11 protein-coding genes are annotated in these 13,260 nt (G+C 64.5%); 4 read left to right on the forward strand and 7 right to left on the reverse strand.

Annotation, left to right across the window (positions count from 1 at the left end; all coding sequences use genetic code 11):
• Positions 1–94: 94 nt before the first annotated feature.
• The gene (locus QFZ30_RS15940; RefSeq protein ID WP_307077845.1) at positions 95–424 is read left to right on the forward strand and encodes a DUF6457 domain-containing protein; all 330 of its coding nucleotides are present in this window, start codon (positions 95–97) and stop codon (positions 422–424) included.
• Between the two features lie 97 nt (positions 425–521).
• On the opposite strand, the gene QFZ30_RS15945 is transcribed toward QFZ30_RS15940, so the two are convergent.
• Complete coding sequence (locus QFZ30_RS15945; RefSeq protein ID WP_307077847.1) at positions 522–2,849, reverse strand: FdhF/YdeP family oxidoreductase; 2,328 nt, start codon at positions 2,847–2,849, stop codon at positions 522–524.
• Between the two features lie 209 nt (positions 2,850–3,058).
• Between QFZ30_RS15945 and QFZ30_RS15950 the strand changes: the two genes are divergently transcribed.
• Together QFZ30_RS15950 and QFZ30_RS15955 are read left to right on the forward strand one after the other, a co-directional pair.
• Entirely contained in the window at positions 3,059–4,255 is a 1,197-nt protein-coding gene (locus tag QFZ30_RS15950; RefSeq protein WP_307077849.1) for a TerC family protein, read from the forward strand.
• An 86-nt stretch (positions 4,256–4,341) separates the two neighbouring features.
• On the forward strand, positions 4,342–8,052 hold the full coding sequence (locus tag QFZ30_RS15955) for a TM0106 family RecB-like putative nuclease (RefSeq protein WP_307077852.1): 3,711 nt from the start codon (positions 4,342–4,344) through the stop codon (positions 8,050–8,052).
• Between the two features lie 28 nt (positions 8,053–8,080).
• Here QFZ30_RS15955 and QFZ30_RS15960 read toward each other — a convergent pair whose 3' ends face one another.
• From QFZ30_RS15960 to QFZ30_RS15985, 6 genes are all read right to left on the reverse strand, one after another.
• Positions 8,081–8,380 carry an acylphosphatase gene (locus QFZ30_RS15960; protein ID WP_307077854.1) on the reverse strand — a complete coding sequence of 100 codons (300 nt, stop codon included), beginning with the start codon at positions 8,378–8,380 and terminating at the stop codon, positions 8,081–8,083.
• A gap of 5 nt (positions 8,381–8,385) precedes the next feature.
• A complete protein-coding gene (locus QFZ30_RS15965; protein WP_307077857.1) occupies positions 8,386–8,931 on the reverse strand; it encodes a YceI family protein in 546 nt (181 codons plus the stop codon).
• A gap of 100 nt (positions 8,932–9,031) precedes the next feature.
• Entirely contained in the window at positions 9,032–9,559 is a 528-nt protein-coding gene (locus tag QFZ30_RS15970) for an alpha/beta fold hydrolase (RefSeq protein ID WP_307080301.1), read from the reverse strand.
• Positions 9,448–9,825 (reverse strand): alpha/beta fold hydrolase, encoded by a 378-nt coding sequence (locus QFZ30_RS15975; protein ID WP_307077859.1) that lies wholly within the window; start codon positions 9,823–9,825, stop codon positions 9,448–9,450. The genes QFZ30_RS15970 and QFZ30_RS15975 overlap by 112 nt, the downstream gene beginning before the upstream one ends.
• Positions 9,826–9,863: 38 nt before the next feature.
• A complete protein-coding gene (locus QFZ30_RS15980; RefSeq protein WP_307077861.1) occupies positions 9,864–10,802 on the reverse strand; it encodes a pullulanase X25 domain-containing protein in 939 nt (312 codons plus the stop codon).
• Positions 10,803–11,157: 355 nt separating this feature from the next.
• On the reverse strand, positions 11,158–12,216 hold the full coding sequence (locus tag QFZ30_RS15985) for an adenosine deaminase (RefSeq protein WP_307077864.1): 1,059 nt from the start codon (positions 12,214–12,216) through the stop codon (positions 11,158–11,160).
• A gap of 299 nt (positions 12,217–12,515) precedes the next feature.
• On the opposite strand from QFZ30_RS15985, the gene QFZ30_RS15990 reads away from it, so the two are divergent.
• Positions 12,516–13,166: a LysM peptidoglycan-binding domain-containing protein gene (locus QFZ30_RS15990; RefSeq protein WP_307077866.1), complete on the forward strand. Its 651-nt coding sequence runs from the start codon at positions 12,516–12,518 to the stop codon at positions 13,164–13,166.
• The last annotated feature ends 94 nt before the right edge of the window (positions 13,167–13,260 follow it).

Consider the following 13,260-nt stretch of genomic DNA (forward strand, 5'->3'; position numbering starts at 1 on the left):
CGCCGCTGACGTTATTTCCCCGCCTTCGCCGTGCCGGTGACTTACCCCGCAAAGCCTTGTAGTGTCGTGGACACCGGAACGGCAAGGAGGGAACATGGCTGTGGACGACGATGAAGCACGGGTCCTGGACCAGTGGAGCCAGCGGCTGGCCCAGGCGCTGCAGATTCTCGACCTGGAAGTGGATCAGGAACTGCTCCTGAATCTGGCCCGGGAATCTGCGGGCTCGGTGATCCACGCTGCAGCGCCGGTCACTACGTTTATGGTGGGCTATGCGGCTGGCCTTGAGGCCGGGACTGGCAGCGCCGGCTCCAAAGCCTCGTCCGCCGCGGCAATTTCAAAGGCCGCTGCCGTCGCCTTCCGGCTGTGTGAGGACGGGCACGACGGCGGTCCGGCCAGCAAAGGCTGGGCCGACACAGCGCAGTAGGCCTCACGATCGCTCCAGGCTGGGCCGCTCCGTCCGGACGTCAGTCGAGCCGCGACTCCGTGAACGTCCAGGCCGGCCTGCCGCCGCCTCCGGTTCCTTAGCCTGCCGCCGCCGGCTCCATAGCCCGCTCCTTAGTGGGCTCCAGCCGCACGATGACAGCCTTGGACACCGGCGTCTGGCTGCCCTCGGCGACGCTGTCCAGCGGCACCAGCACGTTGGCCTCGGGATAGTAGGCGGCGGCACAACCAACAGCCGTGGGGTACGAAACCACCCGGTAGTTCCGCAGCACCCGCTCCGCGTTGTCCTTGTACACGCCGTGGATGTCCACGTACTGGCCGTCGCTGAGCCCCAGTTCAGCCAGGTCCTGCGGACTCACGAAAACCACCTCGCGTCCCTTCTTGATGCCGCGGTACCGGTCGTTGTGGCCGTAGATGGTGGTGTTGAACTGGTCATGCGAGCGCATGCCCTGCAGGATCAGCGTTCCCGCCGGGCGAGCCACGTGCTCCAGCGCGTTGACCGTCAGCATGGCCTTGCCAGTGGGCGTGTTGAACGTCCGCGAGTCCCGGGGCCCGTTTGGCAGGACAAAGCCGCCCTCCTGCCGGATCTTCCGGTTGTAGTCCTCGCACCCTGCCACGACGTGGGAGATGTGGTCCCGGATGAGGTCGTAGTTCTTTTCGAACCCTGCCCAGTCGGCCTGGATGGAATTGCCCACGACCTTTTGCGCCAGCCTGCTGACGATCGCCACCTCGGACAGCAGTCCCGGCGCCACGGGCTGGACCGTGCCCTGCGAGGCGTGGACGGCGCATACGGTGTCCTCCACGGACACAAACTGCGGGCCGGATTCCTGCTGGTCGAATTCGGTGCGGCCCATGGTGGGCAGGATCAGCGCCTCCGCACCCGTGACCGTGTGTGAGCGGTTGAGCTTCGTGGAAATCTGGACCGACAGCTCCGTGTTTTGCATCGCCGCCTGCGCGGCGTGTGAGTCTGAAATGGCTCCCACCAGGTTGCCGCCCAGTCCGACGAAAACCCTGATCCCGCCGTCGCGCATTTGCCTGATGGTTTCAACCGAGTCCACGCCGTGCTTGCGGGGAGGTTCGAAACTGAACTCCTTGCTCAACGCGTCCAGGAAGGCTGGCGGCATCTGTTCCCAGATGCCCATGGTGCGGTCACCCTGGACATTGCTGTGCCCGCGGATGGGCGAGGCCCCGGCACCCGGCTTGCCGATGTTTCCCCGGAGCAGCAGCAGATTGATGATCTCCTTGATGGTGTCCACGCCCTTTTTGTGCTGCGTGATGCCCATGGCCCAGGTGATGATGACTTTCTCCGCCTTGAGGTAGCGCGCGGCCAACTCGTCAATCTCTTCGGTCCGCAGCCCTGTCGCCTCCAGGACGGTGGCCTCATCCAGCCCGGCAAGGTGGGCACGGAGCTCGTCCAGCCCTTGGCAGTGTTCCTCAAGGAAGTTGTGGTCCAGCACGGTTCCGGGGTTCTTTGCCTCGGCATCGAGGACCCGCTTGGAAACAGCCTGGAGCAGCGCCATGTCGCCGCCGATGCGGACCTGCATAAACTGATCGGCGAGTTCAGTGCCGCGACCCGCGATCCCCTTGACTTTCTGCGGATTCTTGTACCGCATCAGTCCGGCTTCCGGCAGCGGATTGACCGCCACGATGTGGCAGCCGGCCTCTTTGGCTTCCTCCAGCGCCGTGAGCATCCGGGGGTGGTTGCTTCCCGGGTTCTGGCCCATGATGACGATCAGGTCCGCCTTGGCGAAGTCATCGTAGGAGATGGTGGCCTTGCCGATGCCGATGGTCTGGCCCATGGCCCAGCCCGATGACTCATGGCACATGTTGGAGCAGTCTGGCAGGTTGTTGGTCCCGTAGGCCCGGACGAACAGCTGGTACAGGAACGCGGCCTCGTTGGAGGTCCGGCCGCTTGTGTAGAAGGTGGCCTCATCGGGGCTGGCCAGGCCCGTCAGCTTATCCCCAAGGATTGAGAATGCCTGGTCCCAGCTGACGGGCCGGTAGTGGTCCTCCCCCGCGGGCTTGTACACCGGCTCCGTGAGGCGGCCCTGCATCCCCAGCCAGTACTCGGACCTCTCCCGCAGTTCGCTGACCGGGTGCTCGTCCCAGAATTCGGAACCGATCACCACGGGTGTGGCCTCCCAAGTGACCGCCTTGGCGCCGTTCTCGCAGAACTCGAAGGTCTTGCGGTGCCCGGGGTCCGGCCAGGCGCAGCTCATGCAGTCGAACCCGTCCTTCTGGTTCAGGGCCAGCAGCGTCTTTCGTGCCCGGTGCAGGCCCATGTGTTCAATGGCAGGTTTCATCGAGTGATAGACGCCCGGGATGCCCGCGGCCCACGTCTTGGGGCTGCCGCTGGCTTCCAGGTTTGCCTCGTCAGATTCTTCCACCCGCGGGTTTTTGCGCGTCACGCTGTTCGCTCCTTGAGTCAAAGGCTGCTGCCTCAACCAGCGCCGGTGCTGGCGGGAACAGTCACTTCCACAGTTGTTCAGGCGGCGGTGGAAGTCAAGGAGGACGCCGGCCATACAGGCTAGGGTGGAAGCCAGAAACGGCGTTGCGTGAAGGTCCGGCACGGCCGGCTCCTGACGGCAGCCCTCAGCCCAAGCGAAAGGCGCGCATCGTGGAAGTACCCGCTTTTGTCTGGACCCTGACCGTCGCTGGAATTGTGGCCCTGCTGGCCTTCGATTTCTTCTTCCACGTCCGGAGGGCCCACACCCCGTCACTCCAGGAATCGGCTCTCTGGTCCTCGATCTATGTAGGGATCGCCCTCCTCTTCGGCCTCGGCGTGCTGTGGTTCGGCGGGCCCACCATGGGCACCGAGTACTTCGCCGGCTACATCACGGAGAAGGCCCTGTCCGTGGACAATCTCTTTGTATTCCTGATCATCATGGCCAGTTTCAGGGTGCCCCGCGCGGACCAGCAAAAAGTGCTGCTGTTCGGCATCGTATTCTCCCTCATCGCCCGTACTGCGTTCATTTTCCTGGGCGCCCACTTGATCAACAGCTTCGCCTGGGTGTTCTACATCTTTGGGCTGATCCTGCTGATCACCGCAGGCAACCTGCTCAAACCAGACAACCACGACGACGACTCCGAGGGCCTGGTGGTCCGGCTCGCCAAACGCTACCTGCCGGCGTCGGCACACTATGACGGCGACAGACTCTTCACCGTTGAAAACGGCAAACGCGTGCTCACCCCTATGCTCCTGGTGATGCTGGCCATCGGCGGCACGGACATTATGTTCGCACTGGACTCCATTCCCGCCATCTTCGGACTGACGCAGAACGTTTTCATCGTCTTCACCGCGACGGCGTTCTCGCTGATGGGCCTGCGCCAACTGTTCTTCCTCATCGACGGTCTGCTGGACCGGCTCATTTTCCTCGCCTACGGGCTCGCGGCCATCCTGGGCTTTATCGGCGTGAAGCTTATCCTGCACGCGCTCCACGAGAACACCCTGCCGTTCATCAACGACGGCCAGCACGTCAACGTGGTGGAAGTCAGCACCGAGGCGTCGCTGAGCGTGATCGTCGGGGTCCTGGTGGTCACCGTGCTCGGGTCCATCTTCAGCCCCAAGGGCAAGGCCAAGAACGCAGTATCCGGCGCCAAGCGGCACGCCACCGAATACCTGGACCTGAACTACGAAACGGACATGGCGGAGCGGGACAAGATCTTCGCCAGGATGTGCTGGGAAGAGGAGCAAATCCGCAAGCTCCCCGAGAAGTACAAGCGGCTCATCCGCAACGAGACGGAGTTCCTGAACCTGCTGCGGAGCGCCCACGCTGAGCACGACAAAGCCCAGGTGCGGGCAGCGCAAAGCTAGCAGGGGTTAATGTCAGCCCCTCTTGCTAGATTCAAGTCAGGGCCAGGGGAACAGTCCTCCGGCCAGGCTGTCAATGGGGAGGCCCCGTGTTTCTGCTTGATCCCGCCGGTGTTGATACCGGCCCCGTGGCTCCGCAGGACCTGGTGTTTTCCGCCAGCGACCTTGTGGCCGCCAGCGAGTGTGAGTACCGCACGCTCCGCATCCTGGACGAAAAGCTGGGCCGCTCCCCCAGGGCCGAATTTCCCGACGACGAGATGCAGCGGCGTGCCGGCGCCCTGGGGGACAAGCACGAGGCCAAAGTCCTGGCCGGGCTGATCGATCAATACGGCGAATGGGATGCCAGCCGCAGTGCCGGTGTCTACTCCATTGAGCGTGGGCAGAACGTCCGCGCGGATCTACTGGCCAAGCGGGCGGAGACAGAACTGGCACTCCGGGCCGGGGCGGACGTCGTTTTCCAGGCCACCTTCTTCGACGGCGAGTTCCTGGGCTACGCGGACTTCATCGTGAACGAGGCCGCCGGAACAGGCAACACCGGCCGCTACGAAGTGTGGGATACCAAGCTGGCCCGGCACGCCAAGGTAGGTGCACTCCTGCAGCTGGCTGCCTATGGCGACCAGCTGATCGGGATGGGTCTGGAACCGTCCCCGAAGGTGACCCTGGTGCTGGGTTCGGTGGTTGACGGGGAGTACGCTCGCAGCGTCCATTCACTCACTGACCTGCTGCCGGTGTTCCGCGAGCGCCGCGACCGCTTCCGTGCCCTTACCGGAACCCATCGCGCTGGTGATTCCGCAGTGCGGTGGCTGCAGCCGGGCATCACCTGCTGCGGGCGGTGCAACTACTGCGCGGAGCAGGTACTGTCCCACCGCGACCTCCTGATGGTCGGCGGCATGACCGCGGTGCGGCGCAAGAAGCTCATCTCAGACGGGATCACCACCATCGACGCCCTGGCGGACCTGGCCGCCGGCAAGGCCACCGGTTCATTGGCCAGGCTCCGCGACCAGGCCCGAATGCAGCTGGGACGTGACATTCCGGACGGTTCCCGCACCTTCACCAAGGACGGTGAAGAGCACACGGTCACGTTCAAGGTACTGCCGGAGAACGCCCTGGCAGGCATTCCGGCGCCCAGTCCCGGTGATATCTTTTTCGACTTCGAGGGTGATCCGCTCTGGCAGGATCCGGCCACTGGCAAGTGGGGGCTGGAGTACCTCTTCGGCGTCATCGAGGCTCCTGCTGACGGTCCTGCTGATCAGGCCAAATCCGCTGACCAGCCCGTGTTCCGCCCGTTCTGGGCCCACTCGCGCTCCGAGGAACGGCAGGCGTTCCTGGACTTCCTCGCCTACGTGGAAGAACGCCGGGCCCGGCACCCCGACATGCACGTCTACCACTACGCCGCTTACGAGAAATCAGCGCTCCGGAATCTCTCCGTCACTCATCTGGCGGGCGAGGACATCGTGGATAACTGGCTCCGCGAAGGGGTGCTGGTGGATCTCTACGCCACGGCACGGCATTCGCTGCGCATCTCCGAGCCGTCCTACTCCATCAAAAAGCTCGAACCCCTCTACATGGGAGACCACCTCCGCTCGGGCGACGTCAAGGACGCAGGCGCCTCAGTGGTGGCCTACGCCGGTTATTGTGCCGCCAGGGACGACGGCGACGCCGCCAGGGCAGCCGACATCCTGGCCTCCATCTCCGGTTACAACGAGTACGACTGCCTCTCCACCCTCCGCCTCCGCGACTGGCTGCTAGGGCTGCGCGGATCCGGTTCCAGTGAGCAGGCCGGTTCCAGAAAGACCGGCTCCGGTGAGTTCCTGCCGCATCAGGCTGTGCCGCCGCAGCCTGGGGCCCCCGAAGCCGAACCTACGCCGGAGGAACTCCGGCTCCAGCAGTACCTCGCCGGACTTCCGGACACGAGGCCCTGGACCAACGACGAGCGGGCCATCGCCATGGTGGCCGCAGCCACCGGATTCCACCGGCGCGAGCGGAAGCAGTTCTGGTGGGAACACTTCGACCGCACCGAATCCGAGATCGATCATTGGTCCGACCACCGCAACGTATTTGTGGTGGATACCGCCGAGGTGCTCACGGACTGGAAGCTTTCCAAGCCCACGGTCCGGATGCGCACCCGCATCCTCAAGCTCACCGGGACCATGAGCGAAGGCTCGGATTTCAAGCCGGGCAGCACGTGGTGCCGGCTCTACGACACTCCCGTCCCCGACGGCCTGGAGGATCCGCAAGGAAGTCCCACCGCCCGCGGCTTCACCTTCGGCACCTTGGTCACAGACGTCGAGGATCATCCAACTATTGCCGGCAGGACCATCATCACCATCGAGGAGAAAGAGACAGGCAAGGTCCCCGCCTACCCGCACATTCCCATCGCCCTGACCGAGGACCAACCGGTGCGCACCGCCAGCCTGGAGGCCGCCCTTGCCGAACTGGCCCAGGCCGTGGGCGCCTCCGTGCCCACGCTGCCGGATCACCCCGGCGTGGACATCCTCCGCAAGTTCCCGCCCAGGTTCCGCACACTCCAGGCTCCTGCCGCCGTCGGGCCGGCCAGCACTTCACCGGCCAGCACTTCACCGGACAGCACTTCACCGCACGATACCGGCGCCGCGGATTATGTCACCGCGATCACCACCTCACTGCTGGACCTGGACCACTCCTACCTCGCGGTGCAGGGTCCCCCCGGGACAGGCAAGACGTACGTCGGCTCGCATGTAATTGCCCGGCTGGTGGACGCCGGCTGGAAGATTGGCGTGGTGGGGCAGTCGCACGCGGTGGTGGAAAACATGCTGTGCACGGCAATCGAAACCGCGGGGGTTGATCCTTCCCGTGTGGCCAAGAAGCTGTCCACTCCGCACAAGGTGCTCTGGCACTGCACCTCGGACAATGAGGTTGCCGCCCTGCTGGCCTCGGGCGGCGGCTGCCTGGTGGGCGGCACCGCGTGGACCATGACCGGCAAATCGGTTCCAGCCGGTTCCCTTGACCTGCTGGTGATTGATGAAGCCGGACAGTTCTCGCTCGCCAACACCCTGGCCGTGGCACGATCAGCCAAGCGGCTCCTGCTCCTGGGTGACCCGCAGCAGCTTCCCCAGGTCACGCAGGGTTCCCACCCTGAGCCGGTGGACGAGTCCGCCTTGGGCTGGCTCGCTGCCGGCCATGCGACTCTTCCCGCGGAGCTGGGTTACTTCCTGGCGGACAGCTGGCGGATGCATCCGGAACTGTGCCGTGCCGTGTCTGTTCTGAGCTACGACGGCAAACTTGAATCGGCTCCCGCCGCATCACTCCGCAGCCTCGCCGAGCTGCCGCCGGGCGTGGAAACGGTGTTCGTTGACCACACGGGAAACACCACATGCTCCAGCGAAGAAGCTGCGGAAGTTGTTCGGCAGGCGCAGCGGCACATCGGTCTGAAATGGATTCCAGGCGGCGACAAACCGGCCCAGCCACTCACCGCAGAGGACATCCTGGTGGTGGCAGCGTACAACGCCCAGGTCCAGCTGGTCCGGCATGCCCTGCAGAAGGCCGGCCTGGGCGGCGTCAGGGTGGGCACGGTGGACAAGTTCCAGGGCCAGGAAGCGCCGGTGGTGCTGGTGTCCATGGCATGCTCAGCGGTGGCCCAGGCTCCGCGAGGTGCCGAGTTCCTGCTGAACCGGAACCGGATCAACGTGGCAGTCTCCCGCGGCCAGTGGCGCGCGGTGATTGTCCGCTCCCCCGAACTCACCAACTACATGCCGTCCAAACCCGGGGCACTGGAGGAACTGGGGGCGTTCATCGGTCTGAGCCCGCGTTATCCAGGCTGAGACCGCGCTAACCAGGCTGAGCCGACGGTCATCGGGCCCTGAATCCCCGGAACGTCCCTTCGGCCGCGGAGAGGGAGTCCTCCACCCGCTCCACCCGGCCGGGGGTGTTGTCCGAATTCAGCCAGTCCAGGAAATCCTGGATCCGTTCCCGCGGCCCTTCCGCGACCACGTCCACCGACCCGTCGTCGAGGTTCTTCACTGTTCCGGTCAGTCCCAGATCCTCGGCTTTGCCCATTGTCCAGAATCGGAATCCGACCCCCTGGACCACGCCGAACACGCGGGCAGAGAGCCGGACATCGCCCGTTGCCGGGTCTGCAGGCGGAGTCATGGACGTCAGGACTGCTTGACCAGGGCGGCTTCGACGTTGATTTTCACCTTGTCACTGACCAGGAAGCCGCCCGTTTCCAGTGCAGCATTCCAAGTCAGGCCAAACTCCTTGCGGCTGATCTCCGCCTCGGCGGAGAACCCCGCGCGGGTGGCACCGAACGGGTCCACGGCCACGCCGGTAAACTCCACTTCCAGCTCAACGGCTTTGGTGATGCCGCGGATAGTGAGGTCTCCCGTGAGCGTGTAGTCCTCGCCGTCGCCCTCCACCGATGTGGCGTGGAAGGTCATCTCGGGGTGGTTCTCCACGTCGAAGAAGTCAGCGCCACGGACGTGTGCATCCCGGTTGGCATCACCGGAATCGAAGCTGGACGTCTTGACGGTGGCGTGCAGCGAGGACTCGGCCAGGGAGTGGCCGATATGGGCCTCGGCACTGGCTTCCGTGAAACGCCCCCGGACCTTGCTGATGCCGGCATGGCGGACCGTGAAGCCGACCTCGCTGTGCGACATGTCCAGAGTCCAAACACCCGGAGTGAGGCCTGAAGGAAGCGTCATTTTTGCATCTCCTGAATCGGTGAAAACCGGTCACAGCGACCAAATCCACAGTGCTGCAGCGCACAGCCCAAGTCAAGGATTGCTCCGGAGCGCGCCTGACTCAGGCGGGAAGAGACTGCAGGAACCGGCGGACCTCGGTGTTGAAGGCCTCGGGGGCTTCGCACGGGGCCAGATGCCCGACGTCGGGAATCACCACCAGTTCAGAGCCGGGGATCCGGCTGTGCATTTCCCGGGCGACATCCAGCGGGGAACGGACGTCCTCTGCCCCGTAGAGCAGGAGCGTAGGCACACCGATAGCGACCAGGACATCGCGGTAGTCAGCTCGGCCCATGGCGTTGAGCATGGCCCGCATTCCGGCTGGGTGGAAGTCTGAGGCGATGGCCAAGCACTCCCGCAAGAGGGAAGGATCAGCCCGCTCGGTGAACAATGTGGGCAGCCAGTCCTGAAAGAAGGCCTCGGCAGGCTGGTCCAGCTCCGCCGTGATCTGCGCGATGCGGCGTTCAACCTCTTCCGGTGTCAGGGACCCTGCCCAGCCGGCGTAGGCCGCCGCCAACACCAGGGATGCGGGGGCTTCCGGATGGCCCTTGTAGAGCTCCAAGGCAACACAGGATCCCCAGGACAGTCCCAGAACGTGCGGATTCCCCGGGACCGCTGCGGCCAGGAATCCGGCCAGCGCGTCCCGAGGCCCTGGGCGGTCAGGTCAGGCGGAGGATCATCCGATTGACCACAACCGGGAGCATCCCAGGCGAACACTGTGAATTCATTCGAAAGCCCGTCCAGCTGCCGACGCCAGATAAGGCTGTCCTCGTATGCGCCATGGAGCAACACCAGCGAAGGACCCCGGCCGGTCCGCTGGTAGGCAATGCGCAAGCCCGCAACCTCCACGGAATCCATGACTCATTCTAGGACTCCGCGGGGGCCGCATAAGTGGGTCAGTTGATGGTGATGTCCCGGGTCCGGTGGTCGTAACGGATGGTCACCGTGCCGCCGTCGTGGTGCAGCTCGTGGTTGGGCCCATCGAACGTGCCGAACGCGCCATAGTTCTCTTCCCAGGAACGGTTCAGTGCGATCTTGAAGGTGTAATAACCGGCCGGCAGTTCCGCGCTGAGCTTCCACAGCTGGTCCAGGGCATCGAGTTCCAGCTGAGCCTCGTCGTACTGGGGCGCCCAGTTCTCCGGCGCGCCCAGGATGGTGTTGAAGTCACCGGCTACAGCCACGGCTTCGGGCTGCGGGAAAGTTTCGACGGCGGTAGCTGCTGCGGCTGCCTTCGCCTTGGGGGCAGCCTTGCGCGTGCGCACGGCCTTGACTACCGGCTCCACTGCGTCCTCGATTAGCTTGGCGGCCTTGCCCACGGCGTCGGCTGCTTTCTTTGCAGGAGCCTTCTTTTCCGGAGTTTTCTTTACTGGAGCTTCTTTCACGGTGTCCTCCTTGGCTGCGGCAGTCTTCTGGCTGGCGGTCCTGCCTGCTGTCTTGGCGGCTGCTGTCTTGGCCGGTGCGGCAGCCGGAGCGGCAGGAATTGGAGTGCCGGCTGGGACGGGAGTGCCGGCGTCGAGCGCTGACGCGAAGGAGGCCGCATCAGGGAAGGCTACGGTGGCACGCATGCCCTCCTCGGTGATGGTCCAGCCGGAGCGGCCCTTGACCAGCCAGCCGGCCTTGACCAGTTTGGCCGTGGCCGAGGTAAGGGTTTTGTGTCCACGGGGAATTCCACCGCTGAGCAATTCGGCCTCGTGCGGGCTGAACGGGACACGGACAGTGGCTTCCGCCAAGACCTCGCCGGCGTTCAGTGCATCGCCGGACCACACGCCTTCAGTCAGGACATCCAACGCGGTCTTGAGTCGAAGGTAGGTGTTTTCTGCGGTGGGCGTGGCCATGGTTCCCCTTGTTGTGAAGCGATTGGTCATTCAGCATTTTGCCAAGAACCTGTTAAATTGCGCGATTCGTAACGGTTAACTCCGCGTGTCGTAACCGACTATGACGAGAACCAGACCCTAAGTGAGGCGGGAGTCTCGGGTAATGGGCGGTTAGCTCAATCCGTTGAGGACAGAAACCGGGTGCCGCCGGACCCTTCCCCTACGCGCTTGCGGCACCAGTGTAGCGGTTATGTGGCGGGCGATGGGGCCGGTCGTCAGTGCCTTCTCGGACGACGTCCGCGGGATATCCACAGCTGCCCGGCAATTTCCGAAATTTGTCTGCCGTGGCCAAGCCTCGCTGCCGGGAAGGGCGCCGTTACTTACCGCCATTCAGCTCATTCAGGAGCTCGGCTTTCCTGTCCTCGGAGGCGAACGACGAATGGATGGAGTTTGCGGCGAGGCGTGCGCGGTCGAACTCGGAAAACTCGAAGGCCGCATCCAGCTGCGCGAAGTTGTCGTCCACGTACCCGCCGAAGTATGCCGGATCGTCTGAATTGACGGATACATTCAGCCCTGCGGCGAGCATCGCCGGCAGCGGGTGGTCAGCCAAGGTGTCCACGGCACGGAGCCGGACATTTGAGAGCGGGCACACGGTCAGCGGGATCCGGTCCTCCACCAGCCGCTCCACCAGGTCCGGATCCTCCATGCAGCGGATCCCGTGGTCTATCCGTTCCACGCCCAGGATCTCCAGCGCCTCGATGATGTACGACGCCGGCCCTTCCTCGCCTGCGTGGGCCGTCAGCCGCAGGCCTGCTTCCCGTGCCCGGGTGAACAAGCGTTCGAACTTGGCCGGTGGGTTGCCTACTTCAGCCGAATCCAGGCCGATCGCGGCGATGGGGGCGTTCATGGCGAGCAGTCCGTCCAGGACTTCCAGTGCGGATTTCTCGGACAGGTCACGCAGGAACGCCGCGATGAGCAGGGTTGAGATGCCGAATTCCTCAACCGACGTTGCGAGCCCGGATGCCACGCCATTGACGCAGGTTTCCAAGGAGACGCCACGGGAAAGGTGTGCCTGGGGATCCATCATGATCTCTGCGTGCCGCACCCCTGCAGCGGACGCGCGGGCGAGGTACGCACGGGTCATGTCGGCGAAATCCTGTTCGGTCCGGAGCACCGCCATGTTGGCGTAGTACAGATCCAGGAAGGACTGCAGGTCCGAGAATTCGTATAATCCGCGCAGCTCCTCCAGCCCGGAATACGGAAGGACGAGGCCGTTGCGCTCCGCCAGCTCGAAGATCAGTTCGGGTTCGAGCGTGCCCTCGATGTGCAGGTGCAGCTCGGCCACGGGAAGCAGCCGCAACCCTTCCGCGGGAAGCTGCTCAACGTCGCCTGTCTCATCAGGCTGGTTTGGCTCGGAGATTTGCGTCGGTTCCATCAGGCAAGAATATGCCCCTCGGACGATGGCGCGCGCCCCGCGGCTTTTGCCCCGCAGGCCGCGCCACCAGCCAGCGACCAGCCAACACCCAGAAAACATCTCGATTTGATAACGGCGCGTTGTTGTCCTAGCGTGAAAGCGTGCCTGCGACGCGGGCCAATGAATGCCCGGTGCTGCCTCCACCAGAACTGCCCGGCCGGCAGACACCGTATTGACCTCTCTTCGTCAGGGGCGGGCAGTGGCGCAACGACCTCCGGGGACGGACCGAGCGCAGGTGGCCTTCAGGAGCATCGCAAACCATGAAAAACACCACCATCCGTACTGCCGCACGCCGTGGAGTCACCCTGGCCGCTGTTTCCATGGCTGGCCTGGCGCTTTCCGCCACGGCGGCCAACGCGGCCACCAGCACCTCAACCTGGGATGCACTGGCCCAATGTGAAAGCGGCGGAAACTGGGCCACCAACACGGGCAACGGCTACACCGGCGGCCTGCAGTTCAGCGCCAGCACCTGGGCAGCCTACGGCGGCACTGGCTCGGCAGCAGACGCTAGCCGCGAGCAGCAGATCGCCGTTGCCGAACAGGTCCAGGCCGCACAAGGCTGGGGCGCCTGGCCATCCTGTGCCTCGAAGCTTGGCCTGAGTGGCGGCGCGACGGCGGTGGCGCCGCAGAGCGCCCCGGTCCAGAGCGTGCCAGTCCAGAGCGTGCCGGTCACCCAGGCGCCTGTCACCCAGTTGCCGGCAGCACCCGTAGTTGAATCGGTGCCGCAGCACGCAGCTCCGGTGGCGTTGAGCGGGGACACCTACACGCTGGAACCGGGCGACACCCTCATCACAGCGGCCGATAAGCTCGGCATTGAAGGCGGCTGGCAGAGCCTGGCGGACGCCAACCTGGATACCATTGCCAACCCGGACATGGTGTTCGCAGGGCAGGTCCTACAGCTTCCCGCGTAGGGCCTTCCGCGTAGGGGCACAGGTTCGACAACCTACGTTCCTTAACAGCGAGGACAACAAACGACGCCGAAGCATCCCCCTGTGGGGAGCTCCG

Origin of the sequence: Arthrobacter pascens, assembly GCF_030815585.1 — a bacterium.
GTDB classification, from domain to species: Bacteria; Actinomycetota; Actinomycetes; order Actinomycetales; family Micrococcaceae; genus Arthrobacter; species Arthrobacter pascens_A.

Bases quoted from the DNA above. Each gene is read 5' to 3' on its own strand.
- QFZ30_RS15975 (WP_307077859.1), bottom strand. From the start codon at position 9,825: ATGGATTCCGTGGAGGTTGCGGGCTTGCGCATTGCCTACCAGCGGACC.
- QFZ30_RS15990 (WP_307077866.1), top strand. From the start codon at position 12,516: ATGAAAAACACCACCATCCGTACTGCCGCACGCCGTGGAGTCACCCTG.
- QFZ30_RS15965 (WP_307077857.1), bottom strand. From the start codon at position 8,931: ATGACGCTTCCTTCAGGCCTCACTCCGGGTGTTTGGACTCTGGACATG.
- QFZ30_RS15985 (WP_307077864.1), bottom strand. From the start codon at position 12,216: ATGGAACCGACGCAAATCTCCGAGCCAAACCAGCCTGATGAGACAGGC.
- QFZ30_RS15980 (WP_307077861.1), bottom strand. From the start codon at position 10,802: ATGGCCACGCCCACCGCAGAAAACACCTACCTTCGACTCAAGACCGCG.
- QFZ30_RS15960 (WP_307077854.1), bottom strand. From the start codon at position 8,380: ATGACTCCGCCTGCAGACCCGGCAACGGGCGATGTCCGGCTCTCTGCC.
- QFZ30_RS15940 (WP_307077845.1), top strand. From the start codon at position 95: ATGGCTGTGGACGACGATGAAGCACGGGTCCTGGACCAGTGGAGCCAG.